General features: G+C 60.9%; 11 protein-coding genes. 6 read left to right on the top strand and 5 right to left on the bottom strand.

All coding sequences use genetic code 11. The features are described 5' to 3' along the window. Window positions 1-80 precede the first annotated feature (80 nt). The 5 genes from QQW98_RS09105 to QQW98_RS09085 all read right to left on the bottom strand — a co-directional run bounded on the left by QQW98_RS09105 (window position 81) and on the right by QQW98_RS09085 (window position 6,850). On the bottom strand, window positions 81-3,344 hold the full coding sequence (locus QQW98_RS09105; protein WP_156320627.1) for an efflux RND transporter permease subunit: 3,264 nt from the start codon (window positions 3,342-3,344) through the stop codon (window positions 81-83). Window positions 3,345-3,387: 43 nt separating this feature from the next. Then, on the bottom strand, window positions 3,388-4,536 hold the full coding sequence (locus QQW98_RS09100; protein WP_290134645.1) for an efflux RND transporter periplasmic adaptor subunit: 1,149 nt from the start codon (window positions 4,534-4,536) through the stop codon (window positions 3,388-3,390). 11 nt (window positions 4,537-4,547) lie between these two features. Then, window positions 4,548-5,774, bottom strand: a complete 1,227-nt coding sequence (locus tag QQW98_RS09095) for a TolC family protein (RefSeq protein WP_290134644.1) — start codon at window positions 5,772-5,774, stop codon at window positions 4,548-4,550. A 249-nt stretch (window positions 5,775-6,023) separates the two neighbouring features. After that, the gene (locus tag QQW98_RS09090; protein ID WP_290134643.1) at window positions 6,024-6,212 is read right to left on the bottom strand and encodes a hypothetical protein; all 189 of its coding nucleotides are present in this window, start codon (window positions 6,210-6,212) and stop codon (window positions 6,024-6,026) included. Between the two features lie 191 nt (window positions 6,213-6,403). Then, the gene (locus QQW98_RS09085) at window positions 6,404-6,850 is read right to left on the bottom strand and encodes a MerR family transcriptional regulator (RefSeq protein ID WP_050775903.1); all 447 of its coding nucleotides are present in this window, start codon (window positions 6,848-6,850) and stop codon (window positions 6,404-6,406) included. Window positions 6,851-6,937: 87 nt separating this feature from the next. On the opposite strand from QQW98_RS09085, the gene QQW98_RS09080 reads away from it, so the two are divergent. The 6 genes from QQW98_RS09080 (at window position 6,938) to QQW98_RS09055 (ending at window position 19,162) form a co-directional block, all read left to right on the top strand. Next, window positions 6,938-7,600, top strand: a complete 663-nt coding sequence (locus tag QQW98_RS09080) for a cation transporter (RefSeq protein ID WP_290134642.1) — start codon at window positions 6,938-6,940, stop codon at window positions 7,598-7,600. Continuing rightward, window positions 7,597-9,537: a cytochrome c/FTR1 family iron permease gene (locus tag QQW98_RS09075; RefSeq protein ID WP_290134641.1), complete on the top strand. Its 1,941-nt coding sequence runs from the start codon at window positions 7,597-7,599 to the stop codon at window positions 9,535-9,537. Before QQW98_RS09080 ends, QQW98_RS09075 begins: the two co-directional genes overlap by 4 nt. 26 nt (window positions 9,538-9,563) lie before the next feature. Continuing rightward, window positions 9,564-11,183 (top strand): multicopper oxidase family protein, encoded by a 1,620-nt coding sequence (locus QQW98_RS09070; RefSeq protein WP_290134640.1) that lies wholly within the window; start codon window positions 9,564-9,566, stop codon window positions 11,181-11,183. Between the two features lie 68 nt (window positions 11,184-11,251). Next, a complete protein-coding gene (locus QQW98_RS09065; protein ID WP_290134639.1) occupies window positions 11,252-12,892 on the top strand; it encodes an acetolactate synthase large subunit in 1,641 nt (546 codons plus the stop codon). Continuing rightward, window positions 12,889-14,283: an aldehyde dehydrogenase family protein gene (locus tag QQW98_RS09060; protein ID WP_133496373.1), complete on the top strand. Its 1,395-nt coding sequence runs from the start codon at window positions 12,889-12,891 to the stop codon at window positions 14,281-14,283. Before QQW98_RS09065 ends, QQW98_RS09060 begins: the two co-directional genes overlap by 4 nt. 1,360 nt (window positions 14,284-15,643) lie before the next feature. Further along, window positions 15,644-19,162, top strand: coding sequence for a class I SAM-dependent DNA methyltransferase (locus QQW98_RS09055; protein WP_290134638.1), 3,519 nt, complete (start codon window positions 15,644-15,646; stop codon window positions 19,160-19,162). Window positions 19,163-19,221: the final 59 nt, after the last annotated feature.

Genomic DNA, 19,221 nt, shown 5'->3' with positions numbered 1-19,221 from the left:
AGAATTTGCGTGGGCTCGAAGTCTGAACGACGGCTTGTCTTCTGCAATTTTCAACATTTGACATCTCCAACTCATTCCGGTCATGTCACATCTTTTAATTCCCGCCGCTCTTCGCGCGTTACGTTGCGTCGCAAACGGTCCCACCATTTCTCGCGCCAGCTGCGCTCGTCATCCGAACGGTGCAGGACGAGACGTGCGATTGCAGGCAGAACGAACAGAGTCAGCGCAGTTGCGGTAATCAGTCCGCCTATAACCACCGTAGCCAATGGACGCTGCACTTCCGCGCCTGTTCCGGTGGCGATCGCCATCGGCACGAAGCCGAGCGAGGCCACCAGTGCGGTCATCAGCACCGGTCGCAGACGCGCAAGCGCGCCATCGGCGATGGCTTCATCCAGCGGCATCCCCTTTTCCAGACGCTGGCGGATGGCGGTCATCATGACGAGGCCATTGAGCACCGCCACGCCCGACAGGGCGATGAAGCCGACCGCGGCCGACACCGAAAACGGCATGCCTCTCAAAGCCAGTGCGAAGACGCCGCCAGCGAGGGCCATGGGTATGGCGCTGAATACCGCAAGCGCCGGAACCCAGCCTCCGAGCGCCATGAACAGGAGGAGCAGAACGAGGGCGAAGCAGACAGGGACAACTATAGCTAACCGTGCCTGTGCTTCTTGCAGGTTTTGATACTGGCCACCCCATTCGATGAAAGATGCGGGCGGCAGATCAACTTGGGCCGCGACACCGGCCTGTGCTTCCTCAACAAACGACCCGAGGTCACGTTCGCGCACATTGGCTGATACGATCACGAGCCGACGCCCTTGTTCGCGGCGGACCTCCGCGAGGCCGTCGACCACCTGAAAATCGGCCAGCGTGCGCAGCGGAACGGTGACACCGTTTTCAAGGACGATCGGGAGAGCCCCGAGCTGGTCGAAATCGTTTCGGGTGGCATCTTGCAACCGCACAACGACGTCGAACCGGCGATCGCCTTCGAATACGAGGCCAGCAGGCCGTCCCCCAAGCGCGATCGCCACCGATTGGGCCACCTCCTCGACAGTCAGTCCGTATCGCGCGATGGTCGGGCGATCAAAAGCGATGTCGAGCGTGGGAAAGCCGCTAACCTGTTGAACGCGAACGTCTGCCGCACCCTCGACATCACGCATAACATCGGCGACATCATCGGCTGCGGTCGTCAATTGCGCCAAATCGTTTCCATAAATCTTGACGGCAAGGTCGCTGCGGCTTCCTGCAATCAATTCGTTGAAGCGCATTTCGATAGGTTGGGTAAATTCGTACAGGTTGCCGATCAGCCCTTCCAGATCCTCCTCAATCTCTGAGATAAGCTCTTCTTTGTTCTTGGAGGGGTCTGGCCATTCGTCCCGCGGACGAAGCATGACGAAGGCATCGGAGATATTCGGGGGCATGGGGTCGCTCGCCACTTCTGCGGTACCGGTTTTCGAGAAAACCAGTTCAACTTCGGGAAAACGAACAAGCCGATCTTCAAGCCGCCTTTGCATCTCGACCGAGCGTTCGATGGGAGTCGAAGGAATGCGTATCGATTGGACCAGAAGATCCCTCTCGTCGAGCTGCGGCGTAAACTCGCTACCGAGAAACCCAAACGTGACAGCCGCGACCGCGAAGATCCCGACCCCGGTGCCAATAACCGGCCAGGGCCGCGCAATAGCCTTGCGAACTGCTGGGCCATAACGCTCCTTCGACCAGCGAATGGGCTTGACCTCCTTTTCGGTAAGCTTCTTGTTGAGCAGCACCGCGATCATCGCAGGGACGAAGGTCAGCGACAGCACGAAGGCCGAAGCCAGTGCGAGCATCATCGTGATCGCCATAGGCGAGAACGTCTTGCCCTCGATCCCGGTAAAAGTGAGCAGCGGCGCGAAGACGAGGAAGATGATCGCCTGTCCGTAAACGGTCGGTTTGATCATTTCCTGCGCTGCCAGACGCGTCTCGGTCAGCCGCTCGCCCAACGTGAGCAAGCGTCCCTCGCGATGCTGTCGCGCCGCGAGCCGCGCGACGCTGTTCTCGACTATAATGACAGCACCGTCGACGATCAGCCCGAAGTCCAGCGCCCCAAGGCTCATCAGATTGCCCGAAACACCGAGCCGGTTCATCCCCACCGCCGCCATCAGCATCGACACGGGAATAACCAGAGCTGTGATGATCGCTGCTCGAATATTGCCAAGCATTAGGAACAGCACTGCAATCACCAGCAGCGCGCCTTCGAGCAGGTTTCTCTCGACCGTTGCGATGGTCGCATCGACAAGAGACGAACGGTTGTAGACGATCTCGGCCTCTACCCCTGCAGGAAGCGAGGCGCGGACTTCGTCAAGCCGTTCAGCCGCCTCGGCCGATACCGTGCGGCTGTTCTCGCCGCTGCGCATCAAAACCGTTCCGACCACAGCTTCTTCGCCGTTCAGCGAGGCGGCGCCTGTTCGCAGATCGCCGCCGATTTCGACATCGGCGACATCGCCAATACGGATAGGCACACCTTCGCGGGTAGCGATGACGGCTTGTTCAATATCCGCGATCCCGCCGAGCCGTGCATCGACCCTTACGAGCAGAGCCTCGTCTGCGCGACTGACGAAGTTGGCACCTGCCGCCAGATTCGCCGCTTCGAGAGCATCGATCAGCGAGTCGAAAGAGAGGCCGTAACCTGTCAAACGGGCCGGATCGGGCTGAACCAGAAATTGCTTTTCGAAGCCTCCGATCGAGTCGACCCCGGCCACTCCGTTGACGGAGCGCATCAACGGTGCGACGACCCAATCCTGAACTGTGCGCAAATAAGCCGCCTTGGCCACTTCGCTTTCGAGGCGGTCGCCACGTTCGGTGATGAAGCTGCCATCGGACTGCCAGCCTGTCCGGCCGCCAGTGGTCGCACCCTTGCCGCCGGGATGCTCATACTCGATCGTATACATCAGCACTTCGCCAAGCCCGGTGGAAATCGGGCCCATCGTGGGCTCCGCGCCCTCGGGCAGCGAAGCTCCGATCGGCGCGAGACGCTCGTTTACCTGCTGGCGGGCGAAATAAAGGTCGGTCCCCTCCTCGAAGATCGCGGTGACTTGGCTGAAACCGTTGCGCGAGATCGAGCGGGTCATTTCCAGCCCCTCGATCCCGGCAAGACCGGTTTCGATCGGAAAGGTCACCTGCGTCTCCACCTGTGAGGGCGAAAGCGCGGGCGCACTGGTATTGATCTGGACCTGCGTGTTGGTGATGTCCGGCACCGCGTCGATCGGCAGGCGCAGCAAATTGAACGCGCCGTAGATCGCGGCGAACACCGTCAGGATGATGATCGCCCACCGGAAGCGCACGGCGACATCAAGAACCATCCCGATCAGGCCGTGGCGTTGGCTACCCTCACTCGAAGGCGTCGATACATGATCAGTCGTCATCTTCGACGTTCTCCTTTCCGAGTTCAGACTTCAACAGGAAGGCGTTATCGGTCGCGATTCGCTGCCCGGCGGTGAGGCCAGACAGGATCGTCACCATTCCGGCGGACCGGCTGCCGACTTCGACTTCTCGCGCCTGGAACCCACGCTGCGTTCGCACGAAGACGACATCGCGGCCTTCGAGCACCTGCACGGCATCTTCGGGAACTGCGATGCGGCTCCGGTCCACTTCGCCCGAAGGACGAATGCGCGCCTGGAGGAAAGAACCAGGCTGAAGGCCGGGAACAGCGCGCGTCAGACCGAGTACAGCGGTGGCACTGCGGCTTTCGAGATCGAGCGATGGTGTGACCGAGCGCACACGTGCACCAATCTCGCGGCCATCGCCGACGATCAGCGCCGCCTCGTCGCCAGGCTGGATGCGCGCGGCGTCTTCTGAAGGCAACGCCACCTCAATCTGGAGACCGTTCGGGTTGACGACGCGGTAAAGCTCCTCGCCGGCATCGACGAATGAGCCGAGCACGATGGGGGCAGCGGTGACGCGGCCCGAAAGTGGACTCGTCACCGCGAGCGAACGTCCATCGCCGCTTACACCTGCTGCCGCGACAGCAGCCTGAGCACGGTTCAGTTCGGAACGCGCGACGTCCAGATTGGCGCGGGCGGCTTCGAGATCCTGGCGCGCTGTTACATTCGCATCGAACAGGCGCCGCTCGCGTTCATAGGCAGCCGAAAGCTCGGTTACCCGGGCACGGGCAACGCTAAGCTGCGAAGCGAGAGCCGCGGCATCGGCGCTTTCTATACGTGCGACGGTCTCGCCTTGACGGACATAATCGCCAAGCGTCTTGCCAACGCTGCGAACAACACCAGATGCGCGCGCATCGATCCGGGCGCTAGCGGTCGGGCTCGCTGCGACGGTCGCGGGGAATACCAGTTCAACTGCCGCACCGGTTTGCACTGCGGCTACCTCGATTTCGGCCGCGCGAATCTGTTCTTCTCCGATCAGGACCAAGCCCTCTGGCAATTCGGCTTCAGCCGCTTCCTCGTCGGCATGAGTGTCAACCTGGCCATCTGGCCAGAGCATCAGCAACAGTGCTGCCGCAAGAAGGGCGATTCCGGCGATGATCGCCAATTTTCTACGGGTCATCTGAAAATTCCTCATTGTGCTGCAAGCCTGATAAGCTCGGCGGCAGCCTGTCCCCGGTCTTCCTGCGCGGCGATCAAAGCCTCGCGGATGGCATCGCGCGCTTCTGCCGCGCTCAACACCTCGATCAGCGGGAAGCGACCGTTGCGGTATCCGATGCGGACGAGCCGCAGCGCCTCCTCGGCCTGCGGAAGTGAGGTTGTTGAAAGTGTTTCAACGCGCGTTTCGGCGGCGAGATATTGCGCTCGCGCGCGGGCCACCGATTGTTCGAAGTCGGCCAGGGCCACCGCCTCGCGAGCATTGGCTGCACGTAACCTAGCTTGGGCAGCGGCAATATTGCCCTGGTTGCGATCGCGAAAAGGAAGCGGAATTGAAACGCCAACAAGGAACGCGTGGTCGTTACTTTCCTCGAAGCGCCGAACACCGGCCGAAACGACTGGGTCGGGGATGCGCAAACTGCGCTCGCGCTCGATTTCGGCGGCCGCCGCCGTGCTTTCTGCACGCGCCACCTGCAATTGCAGACCTGTCGTCGAGATCAGCACCGTCACTGGCGGCTCAATATCGGGAAAATCGCCAGGCACGAGTGGTGGCGTTCCTTGCTCGCCCCATAACGAGGCAAGCGCCGTGCGTGCCGCTACGCTGGCCGCTTGCGCCGCCTGAAGTTCCGCTCTCGCTTCCGCGAGGGCAGCCTCCGCGCGCAAGGCACGCAGCGGTGGTTCGCGGCCCACCTCGACCAGCACACCGGCTATGCGCGCAAGTTCTTGGTTACGCTCTACCACGTCGCGGGCGAGGTCGACACGCGAAGCTGCAGCAGCCGCCGCAACATAACGCTCGCGAACGAGGAAGCCGAGCTCGGCATCGGCAAGCTCGGCTCGCAAGCCCGCCAGCTGCGCCTCTGCCTGGGCAGCCCCGACACGTGCGCCGCGCTTGCCGCCCAGCTCGATCCGCTGCCCTACCGCAAGCGTGTACTCGGTCGCTCTCAGCCCGGAAAAGGCACCGCTGCCAGCAAACTCCTCGACCTCGAGAGAGACTTCAGGGTTGGGCTGAAGTCGGGCCTGCTCCACGAGCAAACGCGCGGCCTCGGCGTCCGCCCGAGGACCGACGATGCGTGGATTTAACTCCCCTTCCGTGGTTTCGCTAACTACGCCTGTCCGGGTCAACGCGTCTTCCAGCGATAGAAGCTCTTGCCCATGTGCGACCATGGGCGTGGCAATCGCGGCGATGGAGAGCCCTGCAATCAAGGCGCCCCGCCAACTTGTGGCTGACATTTTTGAATATTTCCTCTGCTGATGATCCGGTGTGCGCTGCGTGGGACAGCGCGATTCAACCTGTCAGCTTCGAGGAGGGCGTTGGGGCAGACCGTGCGCCTCGCCGGCTATTTTCACGTCTGGGAAAGAGGTAGTAATGATGACGGCTTCGCCGAACGCTTGACCATGACTATCGGATACCAATGCTGCGAACAGGTGGTGGCAATGCCCATGCGCACAGCCCTAGAGCTGCGGACCATCTTGCTCAGACCCGTCACTGGTATCCGCATCAATCGTTTCGTTCGCATAGATTGCCGAAGACATTTCATCGCCGCATTGAGCGGCTTCCACCACCGGCGACACCATCAGCGCCGCCACCGCCAAAACAGCGGCGACAATTCTAACGGAAATCAATCCATGCAGCTCAAACATCTTGGCGCCTCAAGCGAACCTAAATCGGATTCGGATTTTCAAATAACCCCTCCAGCGACTGTAGGGGCAAGCGGTTTTTCGCGCCCTCGTACCTCAGTGGGTTCTCAATGCAGCGAAATGGATTGCCGGAGCGGATGGATTCCGGCGGTGTTTCGCCACCTTCATAGCTTCTGATCGCACCGCCGCGGCACTCAGGGAGCTGAGAACGCACGGCTTCGGGTTCTTTTCTTCGCGGGCACAAAACTGGGGCGGGATTGAGAGAGCGTCTCAATGATCTTGCAGTCCGACAAGTCGCCGCCTTTGCAAGACACCACTACGTTTTCCAGCTCTGCACGCAGTGCTTCAAGATGGGTGAGGCGCTCTTCGATACTAAGTAGATGTCGTTTCGCAATATCACTCGCCTTATCGCACTTTCCATTAGGCGTGTTCTTCAGTTCCAGGAGAGAGCGTGCTTCCTCGATGGAAAAGCCCAGTTTGCGCGCCTGCCGGATGAAGGCCAGTCGTTTAACATCCCGCTCCGTATAGGTTCGCTGGCCCGCTGCCGTACGTTCGGGTTCAGGCATCAGTCCGATGTCCTCGTAAAACCTGATCGTATTGACCTTGGTCCCGGTGGCCTTTGCCAAACCTCCGATAAGCATGAATCTACTCCTTAGACACTTAACATCGCGAAACATTCGCGATTGCAGCTTGCCTCTACAGCCACTGGAGGTGCTAGCTAGTGTCCCATGTTGGAAAATGAAACATCGGATTGTGGCTGCACCGGCGATACGCAAAGAGCAGGTGTGGACCCGGCCTATCGCCGCGCGCTCTGGATAGTGGTCGTGCTCAATTTGGGATTCGGTATTGTCGAGGCCTTCGGCGGATTTCTGGCGGACAGCCAGGCGCTCAAGGCTGACGCCCTCGACTTCATCGGCGATGGATCGATCACGCTGATCGGCATCCTGGCACTTGCGTGGAGTGCCCGCGCGCGCGCGCGGGTCGCGCTGGCACAGGGCCTGTTTCTGGGCGCGCTGGGTCTTGGAGTGATCGGTCTGGCGGTCTGGCGCTCGCTTAACGCGGTCGCGCCTGAAGCCAGCTTGATGGGCGGGATCGCGGTCGCGGCCTTGATAGTCAACATCGCGGCGGCGCTTGTGCTCATGCGGTTTCGCGAAGGCGACGCACATGTATCCGCGATCTGGCTTTTCAGCCGCAATGACGCGATCGCCAATGTCGGAGTGATCATCGCTGCTGCCCTAGTCGCCTGGACCGGACAAGCTTGGCCCGATCTGCTGGTCGCGGCGGTGATCGCCCTGATCTTCCTGCATTCGGCTTACCTCATTGTAAAGCGCGCGACCGACGAACTTCGCGCGCAGCATGCTCCTGCACAGAGAAAGGCCGCCTCCAAATGACGCTACGTGCTTTTGCGGTCCAATTGATTGCTTTCCTGTCGATCGCAGTCGCAATGCCCGCTTCTGCAGGCACGCATGGCGCGGTTCAGACGACCTGGCGCCTGCTCGATTACATCGCCGTGGATTACACTGAGGCCGTCAGCGACGGTGAAGTCACGAACGAGCTGGAATATGCCGAAATGCAGGAATTTTCTGCCTCGGTAGCCAAACGCATGGCTGCTCTGCCCGCAAACGCGCAACGTGCCCAACTGGTTGCGGACGCAGAGGCTCTCGTCGAGTCAATCTCGGCGAAGGTGGAGCCTGCTGTCGTCGCGCGCGACGCGCGCAGATTGGCAAGCGAGCTGATCGCGGCGTTTCCCGTTCCGCTTGCGCCCGAGGCGGCACCCGACCTCGCGCGAGGTGCCGCACTGTACGCCCAGAACTGCGCAAGCTGTCATGGCCCAAGCGGTGGCGGCGACGGCCCTGCCGCAGAGGGACTCGATCCCCCGCCAATCGCTTTTGGCGACGTCATCCGTGCCCGCGAGCGCAGCGCTTTCGCGCTCTATCAGGTCATCGGACAAGGGCTGGAAGGAACGGCCATGCCGGGCTTTTCCGATCTCCCGGCGGAAGATCGCTGGAGCCTTGCCTATTATTCAGGGTCGATCGCATTTGAGAATGTAGAGCGCGGCAGACGGATCTGGAACGACGATCCGAAAATCCGGGCGCGTATTCCTGACCTCGCCGCTCTATCCGGCCTTACCCCGGCAGCCCTTGGCGAGGCGATCGGCACCGAGCGTGCCGATGCCGTTATGGCCTATTTGCGGGCTCATCCCGAAGCCGTGGCCAGCGATACGACCGGCTCACTCGCTTTGGCACGCGAACGCTTGCAGCAAAGTCTTGCCGCTTACGAAGCGGGTAATAAGGCCGAAGCGCGCGAACTCGCGCTCTCGGCCTATCTCGATGGCTTCGAACCTTTGGAAGCCGTTTTAAGCACGCGCGATGCAGACCTGCTCGCATCTGTCGAAACCGGCATGGCCGAGCTTCGAGCGGCAATAGGTCGCGGGGATCCGGTGGCCGCCGTCGCCCAAAGGGTGAATGCGCTCGACGTTCTTTTCTACCACGCCGAGACGGTTCTCGCCCCGGACAATGCCAGTGAGGCCTCGGCATTCGCAGGAGCCTTTGCGATCCTGTTGCGCGAAGGGCTCGAGGCGTTGCTGATCGTGATCGCGATGATCGCGTTCCTGCGCAAAGCCGAGAGAACCGAAGTTCTGCCCTTCGTCCATGGCGGATGGCTGTCGGCCCTTGTCGCCGGTGGCCTGACTTGGGTGGCAGCGACTTACCTGATCGGCATAAGTGGGGCAGGTCGCGAGCTGGTAGAGGGGTTCGGGTCGCTTTTTGCCGCTCTCGTACTGTTGTCGGTTGGCATTTGGATGCACGGCAAATCGCAGGCCGGCGAATGGCAACGCTATATCCAGAAGACCATGCAGCACGCTCTGTCGCGCAGGTCCGCATGGTTTCTGTTCGGGCTGGCGTTCCTCGTGGTTTACCGGGAGGTCTTCGAGACGATCCTGTTCTTCGCAGCGCTCTGGACCCAGGGTCATGCCGACGCAATTTTTGTCGGCGCCGCCTCCGCAATCGTGTTGCTGGCGCTGATCGCCTGGGCGATGCTGCGCTACAGTCGGCGACTGCCGATCGGAACCTTCTTCGCCTACAGCTCGATCCTGATCGGCATTCTTTCCGTCGTTCTGGCCGGGAAGGGCATCTCGGGCCTCCAGGAAGCCGGACTTTTGGGGATCACCCCGCTTCCGAATCTGCCCCGCGTTCCGATCCTAGGCATTGCACCGGCACTTGAACCGGTAGCCGGGCAAATCATTACGCTCGCCCTCATTGCTCTGGGGTACTGGCGCAACAGAAGGAAAGGCATGCAAGTCCGGACACCGCAAGCCGAGGCCGGTTGACGGCGCTCCGGGCAATGGGAAGCAATATGATCGACAGACGTTCCATTCTTGGCGGTGCGGTGCTCGGCGCAGGTGCATTCGGAATAGCCGCATTTACCGGGCGCGATCTGTTGACCGGCCGGAATGCGACGCTTGCTTCAGCAACGGCGCGCTCGCAACTTCGCATTCCTCCTCTTTATTCGGGCGAGCGAAAAAGCGGCGAGAGGGTTTTCGATCTCAATCTACGCCACGGCGTCTCGCGATTTTTTGAAGGGATCGAAACGCCGACCATCGGTATCAACCAGTCCTACCTCGGCCCCACGCTTGAGCTGAACGCCGGCGATACGGTGCGGATGAATGTCACGAGCGATCTGCCCGAAACGGCGACCGTCCACTGGCACGGTTTTCATCTCCCTGCGCGCGCCGATGGCGGACCGCATCAACCGATCGGGCCGGGAGGCAGCTGGACCGCGCGTTTCGATGTCCGCCAGCGCGCATCGATGTTCTGGTATCATTCGCATGCGCACCGTCGCTCGGGGCCACAAGTTTACCAGGGGTTGGCTGGGATGATCTATGTCCGCGACAACGCCAGCGAAGCGCTCGATCTTCCAAACGATTATGGGGTCGATGATATACCGCTGATCGTGCAGGACCGCGCGTTCGCGAGCGATGGAAGCTTCATTTACTCCACGCGAATGCACAATGTTATGATGGGAATGATGGGCGATACGATGCTGGTCAACGGCGTCGTCGAGCCCGTCTTCGAGGCAAGGTCCGATCGCCTGAGGCTACGCCTGGTCAATGGCTCGAACGCACGCTTTTACCGTTTCGGGTTCGACGATGGCCGCAGCTTTCATCAGATCGGCACCGACGGCGGTTTTCTCGCCGCGCCGCTGCCAACCGACAATGTTGTTCTCGCTCCCGGCGAACGCGCGCAGGTAATCGTCGATGTCAGTGATGGAAGGCCGGTTTCGCTGCTTGCGGACGGCCTCGAAATCATGGGCATGGGAAACATGGGCCGGGGGATGAGAGGGTCCGGGCGCATGCGCGAGTCCGACGGGCCGATGGGCAACTGGATGATGGGCGAGCGAGGTGGCCGGAACGGTATGATGGGCGAACGGGAGCGCCGCGATGGGATGATGGGCGGCATGATGGACGAGCGGCGTCAATTCACCGTATTGGACATCCGACCTGCCGAGGGCCGGACCAAGGCCATCGTGATGCCTCGCCGGCTTGCCACATTGCCCCGGATAGATCCCGGCGATGCGGTCCGAACGCGCCGGTTCGTTCTCGATATGGGCATGGGAATGCGCATGATGCGTGAAGGCGGTTTTACCATCAACGGCAAATCGATGGACATGCAGCGTATCGATGAGACGGTGCGGGTAAATACCACCGAAATCTGGCAAGTCGAGAATGCCTCCATGATGGCGCACCCGTTTCACATTCACGACGTGCAGTTCCGTATCCTCGACCGGAACGGCCGTGCGCCTGATGCGGCGGAACAGGGGCTAAAGGACACGGTTGTCGTCTATCCAGGCGAGACCGTGCGGCTCCTTTTGCGGTTCGAGGACTACACCGACGCTGATTTGCCTTACATGTACCACTGCCACATTCTCGAGCACGAAGACGCGGGAATGATGGGGCAATTCACCGTCACAGTCTGAATCACCCGCAGAGCAAAAGACTCTTCACCGACAGCCCCTCAGGCCCTTACCAACGCGAGAACCATTCCATGAAAGCATCCGATCTTCTTGTCGCCGCGTTGGAAGCCGAAGGCGTCGAATATATTTTTGCGGTTCCGGGCGAGGAGAATTTGGATTTGCTTGAATCGCTACGCACCTCGTCGATCCGCCTGATCGTTACCCGGCACGAGCAAGGAGCGGGGTTCATGGCGGCAACCTATGGACGCCTAACCGGTAAAGCCGGCGTATGCCTTGCCACGCTGGGGCCGGGGGCGACAAACCTCACGACGCCGGCAGCTTATGCCGCTCTGGGCGCTTTCCCTCTGGTCATGATAACCGGCCAAAAACCCATCAAGGTCTCGAAGCAGGCGCAGTTCCAGATCGTCGATGTCGTCTCGCTTTTCACCCCATTATGTAAGATGGCGAAGCAGATCGTGAATGGGGAGCGCATTCCTTCGCTCGTGCGCGAAGGTTTCAGGAGAGCTCAGGAAGAGCGACCCGGTGCAGTTCTGCTGGAGCTGCCCGAAGACATTGCCGAGGAAGAAACCTCCGAACCGGTCGTTGCGCCCCACCCCCGCCAATATGCGGTGGCCGGAGATGCCGCGCTAGACGAAGCTGCCGAGCGAATTCTCGCCGCGGATCGCCCGCTGCTTTTGGTGGGTGCCGGGGCCAACCGACGTAGCGCCTGCAAGGCGCTCCGAAAGTTCATCGACGATACCCAATTTCCGTTTTTTAATACGCAAATGGGCAAGGGAGTGCTCGATGAGGCAAGCCCCCTGTATCTGGGAACGGCGGCTCTATCGTCGGATGACTATGTTCATTGTGCCATCGATCGCGCAGACCTGATCGTCAATATCGGCCATGACGTGGTCGAGAAACCGCCCTTCTACATGGAGCCTGACGGACGCACCGTTATCCATATAAATTACAAGGCCGCAGAGGTCGACCAGGTCTATTTTCCGCAGCTGGAGGTCATCGGCGACATTGCCGGATCGATCGAGCGACTGGGAAACCGGCTACGCGGAAAACACCCTAGTGACCCGGCAGCCTACGCCAATGTCCACGAAAATATCGCCGCGCACATCCGCCAAGGCAGCGACGATGGCCGCTTTCCGATGGTGCCCCAGCGCATCGTTGCAGATGTGCGGACGGTCATGGGCCGGGATGATATCGTCGCGCTCGACAATGGTATCTACAAGATCTGGTTCGCCCGCAACTATATCGCGCATGAACCCAACACCATTCTGCTCGACAACGCGTTGGCGACGATGGGAGCGGGTCTCCCCTCGGCGATGATGGCAGCGATGCTCTCGCCCGAACGCCGCGTGCTCGCCGTGTGCGGCGATGGCGGGTTCATGATGAATTCGCAGGAGGTGGAAACCGCGGTCAGGCTCGGCCTCAACCTCGTGGTGCTCATTCTCAACGATGCCGCTTACGGGATGATCCGGTGGAAGCAGGAACAGCTAGGCTTTCCCGATTACGGCCTGAGTTTCGCCAACCCTGACTTCGTCACCTACGCGAAAAGTTATGGCGCCACGGGCCACCGGATCGACAGCAGCCAAGCGCTGCTTCCGACCTTGAACGACGCATTCGAAAGCGGCGGCGTTCACCTCGTGGATCTGCCGGTAGATTATTCGGAGAACCGAAAAGTTCTGATCGAAGAGCTGAGCGCGATGGAGTGCCCCCAATGACCTGGCAGGTCCTCAATCCTTACGACCAGAAGTGCATCGGCAGCGTGGACCTGGTCGACTGGTCGAAGATCGACCGCTGGCTGGACGAGGCGCGTACGTTGCACGAAGACCGGCAGGCCTGGATTCCGGTTCACGAGCGGATTGCCATCTTGCAGCGTGCGAGCTCGCTCATGCACGAGCGTGCAGAGAGCCTCGCAATGCAGATCGCGCGCGAGGGCGGAAAACCGCTTGTCGACGCCCGTGCGGAAACGAGCCGCGCCGTTCAGAGCGTCGAACTCTGCGTGCATGAACTGTTCGCGAGCGGCGGACGCCAGATTCCGATGGAGCTGACCGAGGCGGGCGCAGGCCGAACAGCCTACACCTTTCGGGAGCCGATCGGGCCCGTGGTCGCGATTTCGGCGTTCAACCATCCCCTTAATCTGATCGCCCATCAGGTTGGCCCCGCTGTCGCGACGGGATGTCCCGTTTTGGTGAAACCGGCCAAGGATACTCCGTTGTCCTGCAAGAGTTTCGTGGAAATCCTGTACGAGGCAGGCCTAGACGAACGCTGGTGCCGCTTCGTGCCCTGCACGGACGATGTCGCCGAACAAATGGTCACGGATCCGCGAACGGCGTTCTTCTCCTTCATCGGCTCAGCCAAGGTAGGCTGGATGCTCCGTTCGAGGCTCGCACCCGGTACACGTGTGGCGCTGGAACATGGGGGCGCGGCCCCGGTCATCGTCGATGAGAATATACCACGCGAAAACGTCATTCCGTCGCTCCTGAAAGGGGGGTTTTATCATTCCGGTCAGGTCTGCGTATCGGTCCAGCGGGTGTTCGTTCCGCGTGCCGAACTGCCGGACTTCGCTGCCGCGCTCGCTGCGGGCGCAAAGGCACTGAAGGTGGGGGACCCCACCAACGAGGAAACTCAGTGCGGTCCTCTCATTCGCCCTGCCGAGGTCGACCGGATCGAAGCCTGGGTCGCGGCCGCCGTCGAGAGCGGCGCCGAGCTAGCCGCAGGTGGCAAGCGCATCGGCCCGACGCTGTATCATCCCACCGTTCTTATCGATCCGCCTCGCGCCGCCAAGGTCTCGCGAGAGGAGGTGTTCGGGCCCGTTGTGTGCCTCTACGGATACGACAGTATCGATGCAGCCATTTCCCAGGCGAACGAGCTGCCTTATTCCTTTCAGGCCGCCGTATTTACCGAGCGACAGCACATTGCCGATTATTGCGTCGAGCGCCTGTCGGGCTCCACAGTGCTGGTCAACGACCATACCGCCTTCCGAGTCGACTGGATGCCCTTCGCAGGTCGACGGCACTCCGGTCTCGGAACAGGCGGTATCGGATATACAATGTCCGATATGAGCCCGGAAAAGATGGTGATAACGAGGAGCTCGTCCGGCCTCGATTAGCATCGGCTGCAATCAAACCGACGAATCACACCGCTTTCAGCGCGCTTCTGCCTCTGACAGCTTTCAAGTTTTGAGCGAAGATACCAAGGCTGTGCCGGTTGCGCTCGGAGTTGCCCGGTACAGGCGCAAGCTGCGCCAGCGCCGTGTTCACTGCCGGCATCCCGCCCGCGCATTACCGCGGTGGATCAGTGATCGGGGTCGCTAGCCGGAGGATGCGTCGGTATCAGCTGATCGTCGCATTCGGTCGCGAGGCATGCCTCGAGGGTTGCGTGAGCGATGCGGGGACCGGTCAAGCCGAAGCCACGCCCAGAATGCAAAGCAACCGGCGATCTCGGCGAATGCCGCACCGACGTAGATAATATAGGTCATCCGGAGACGATGTCGCACAAGGAGGCGCGAGCAGCAATGTCGCTGCGCTGGTCGTTTGTGGCAGCGGTAATTTGCTCAGGACATCTTGAATAGATGCGTCGAACAGCAGCGATCTTAAGCATCTAGGCCAATGCGGGAGAGGCCTTAGCTGGAACCTAGAGCAGGCGAATTCGTCGTGCCTGTAACGGAACCAACGAGCTGCCAATTAGCGGTCTGGTTGATGTCTGACTGACCCGAAGGAATTTTGATCATGCGATTTGCAATCGTAGTGTGTGCCCTCGCTGTTGCCGCCTGCAGCTCTCAGGATGAAACCACTCCTGAAGAAGTTCCAGAAACGTAGGCAACGGCAGAGCCATTAACTCCGACCATTCCGCCACCGCAGCGTGAGGAACTCGCCGCCGCTTGGGCTGAAGGATGTCCCGAAGCAGAACCTGCCAACAAGGGTCTTTGTAAATCCAAGGGCTTTGGCCACCCCGATTTCACGTGCGATTTTGCTTTGGGAGACGATGAGTATCGTCGTTACGCTGCAGAGCTGACGATGTCAGATGGGAAATGGGTCCTCGCTGAGCCGAAAAACGCGTGCGCCATCGTAGAGTAGTCCTTTGTCTTCGCGAAGTTCGACCGCTCCTTGTTCGAAGCCCTTCATCATTCGCTGGGGAAGGCCGATGCTGATGTGACTGTTTTCATATCTAGGTGATAAAATCCCACCGCCAGATGCCTTCGGTTATAATCCGCTTCTTGAGAGCCAAAGTTGGTGATGTGTGGGAGTGTGTCTGCATAGTTAGAACGTCAGGTTTAGCCATCCAATGGCTTGAAAGCGGACCGTCCGGGAGCGGCCCTATTCTGTTGAAAAACTCCTCTTGCGAATAGAGCGAGCCGCTGATTCAGTGTTCTTCGTAATCAGGAGATTTGCTGATGATGGGCGAGCGGACGGTGAAGCGGACCTGACGTTGCGGTTGTTTTAATCCTTATTCGTGGGCAAATGGTGTCCATGGGGGAAGCCACCGACAAGGTTGAACAATTCATTGCTGCCTGGCGAGATACCGGGGGGTCTGAACTCGCCAATACGCAGAGTTTCGTCAACGGCCTGTGCGATCTGATCGGTGTTCCGGCGCCGGATGGCAGCAAGCCGGATGATGCGGAGAACGATTACGTTTTCGAACGCCGCGTCTTCGCCGACAACGGCGACGGCACGACGAATTTCGGCCGGATCGACTGCTATCGCCGGGGAGCGTTCATCCTAGAAGCAAAGCAAGGGTCGGACGCAGACCGGCGCGCTGCGGAAGCAGGCGAAGAGGACCTCGATCTGTTCGGCCAATCCGCGGCACGTCGCATGAAGCGGGGCACTGCCAAGCGCGGAACGGGCGGCTGGACGGCCGCCATGATCGCCGCGAAGGGCCAGGCGGAACGCTATGCTCGCTCTCTCCCGGTGGACCATGACTGGCCGCCGTTCCTGATCGTCACCGATGTCGGTTATTGCCTCGATATCTGGGCCGACTTCTCGGGCACGGGCAGGGCCTACACACAATTTCCCGACCGCGCACGCTATCGGATCATGCTGGAGGATCTGCGCGATCCCGATGTGCGCGAGCGGTTGCGTTGCCTCTGGACCGCCCCCCTCAGCCTCGATCCTGCCGCCAAGGCTGCGCGCGTTACACGCCAGATAGCCGATCTACTCGCGAAGGTGGCTAAGCGGCTGGAGGCCCGCGATCACAATCCCGAACGGGTGAGCGGTTTCCTGATGCGACTGCTGTTCACGATGTTCGCCGAAGACAGCAGGCTGATCCCGGAGGAAAGCTTTACCGGCCTATTGAAGGCCCAGCGGGCCCACCCCGAGCACCTTGCGCCGCAATTGTCAGCCCTGTGGCAGGCAATGGATCAGGGCGAATTCGCGCCCTCCCTCGGCGTGCCGGTGAAACGGTTCAATGGCTATCTTTTCAAGGATCGCACCGCGCTCGACCTGGAAGCGGACGAGCTGGAGGTGCTGATACAGGCAGCCGAGCACAAGTGGACCGAGGTCGAACCGGCAATCTTCGGCACGCTGCTGGAACGCGCGCTCAACCCCAAAGAACGTGCTAAGCTGGGCGCACACTACACGCCGCGCGCCTATGTCGAACGATTGATCGCCCCCACCATCATGGAGCCGCTGCGCGCCGACTGGGATGGTGTTCGAACCGCTGCTGCCAGTCTGATCGATGATGGCAAGACCGATGCCGCACGGCTGTTGGTGGAGCAATTTCACACCCGCTTGGCTGGAACGAAAGTCCTCGACCCCGCCTGCGGCACGGGCAACTTCCTCTATGTCGCAATGGCGCGGATGAAGGAACTGGAAGGCGAGGTGCTGGACCTGTTGGAGGAGCTGTCTTCCAGCGATGCCGAGAAGCAATACGTCGCCGATCTCACCGGCCACACGATCACGCCCGAAAACTTCCTCGGCCTCGAGATCAATCCTCGCGCGGTCGAGATTGCGCAGTTGGTCCTTTGGATCGGTTACCTGCAATGGCACTTCCGCGTGAACGGGCAAGAGCGCATGCCGAACGAGCCGATCCTGACCGGCCTGCGCACCATCGAACACCGCGATGCGCTGATCGACTACGACGAGAAGGTGCTGGAGCGCGACGAGGAGAACCGGCCCGTCTCGCGTTGGGATGGGGAGACGATGAAACCCCATCGGGTGACCGGCAAACCGGTGCCCGACGAGACGGCTCGGGTCGAAAGCTGGCTTTATCCCAATCCCCGTCCGGCCAAATGGCCCAAGGCCGATTTCATTGTCGGCAATCCGCCTTTTATCGGTGGCAAGGACGTCCGCGACCGGCTGGGAGATGGATATTTCGATGCCCTGTTCAAAGTATCGGACGTTCCGGAAAGCGCCGATTTCGTGATGCATTGGTGGGATCGCGCGGCCAGTGCAGTGCGGGCAGGGGCTGCGCGGCGGTTCGGTTTCGTCACCACCAATTCGATCACGCAAGTGTTCAGCCGCAGGGTCACGGCAAAGCATCTCGACGCCAGGAAAGGCGTCACAATCGCCTATGCTATTCCCAATCATCCCTGGGTGGACGAGAAGGACGGCGCGGCGGTGCGGATCGCGATGACGGTGGGCGTGCCGTCGGGCACGCAAGGCGAAGGCCTGCTGCGGACCGTTACCGACGAGAGCGATGCGCCCGATACGATCCTGTTCGCTGAGCAATACGGGCGCATCGGATCCGATCTGCGTGTCGGCGCCGACGTGACCAAGGCGGTTGCGCTGAAGGCGAATGCCCGGGTTGCGTCCCGTGGCGTGCAGCTGATGGGCTCAGGCTTTGTCGTCACGCCGGAGCAGGCGGAGCGGCTCGACCCGCGTTCGCTGGCGATCGCCAGAGGAGAAGATGATACGCCGCCGCGCATCCGTTCGGGCATCGGCGACGAGCCGCAGGTGATCTTCGATTACCGCAACGGCAAGGACCTGACGGCCCGCTCGCGCGGCGTCATGGTGATCGACACCTACGGCCTTACCGAGACCGAATTGCGCGACCGGCACCCGGCGGTGTGGCAGCATATCTTCGACGAGGTGAAACCGCATCGCGACACCAACAATCGCGCATCCTATCGTGATAATTGGTGGTTATTCGGCGAACAGCGCAGCGAAATCCGGAAGGCTCTGCGCGGGTGCGAACGCTACATTGCGACCGTCGAGACCGCCAAGCACCGGGTGTTCCAGTTTCTTCCAACAGGAACTGTCCCAGATAATCGCCTTGTGTGTTTTGCGCTCCATGATGCCTTCGATCTGGGCGTCTTGACCTCGTTCGCTCACGTCGTCTGGACGCTGAGTTTGGGTGGGACACTCGAAGATCGCCCGATTTACACCAAGTCCGTATGCTTCGACCCATTCCCATTCCCGGCGGATGTCCCCGAACCGCTCGCGAATTCGATCCGCACCGAGGCCGAAGCGCTCGATGCGCTCCGCAAGCGTGTGCTGGCCGACCATGACGATCTGACGCTGACCAAGCTCTACAACGTGCTCGAAGCCCTGCGCTCCGACCGCCCGCTGACCGACACCGAGCGTGACATCCACGACCGCGGCCTCGTCACCCTGATCCGTCGCCATCACGACGCCATCGATGCCGCCGTGGCCGCAGCTTACGGCTGGCCGGCCGACCTGCCGGAAGAGGAAATCCTCACCCGCCTTGTCGCGCTCAACCGCGAACGCGCCGCCGAAGAAACGCGTGGCCTTATCCGCTATCTACGCCCCGAATTCCAGGATCCGGGCTACCAGGCGCCCGTCAACGAAACGCTGGATCTGGGCGAGACGGCAGCCCCGCTGCCCGACAATGTCATCGCATGGCCCAAGGACCTGCCAGCACAGATCGGCGCGGTTCAGTCCATCCTGTCCAGTTCGCCGGAACCCCTCGCAGCACAGGACATCGCGCGTGCCTTCAAGGGCAAGCGTGCGGCCACTGTACGCCCGGTCCTCGATGCGCTAACAGGGGTCGGTCTGGCGCGCCGCACTGTCGAGGGCAAGTACGCGGCGTAAGCCCGCCTCGCGATTTTCTCAGCGACCGGTTTGGGGTGACCTGCACCCTCATCCTAAAA

The organism is Alteriqipengyuania flavescens (assembly GCF_030406725.1).
GTDB classification, from domain to species: domain Bacteria; phylum Pseudomonadota; class Alphaproteobacteria; order Sphingomonadales; family Sphingomonadaceae; genus Alteriqipengyuania_B; species Alteriqipengyuania_B flavescens.
The sequence above is the reverse complement of the archived record's forward strand: the minus strand, read 5'-3'. Positions and strand labels throughout refer to the sequence as shown.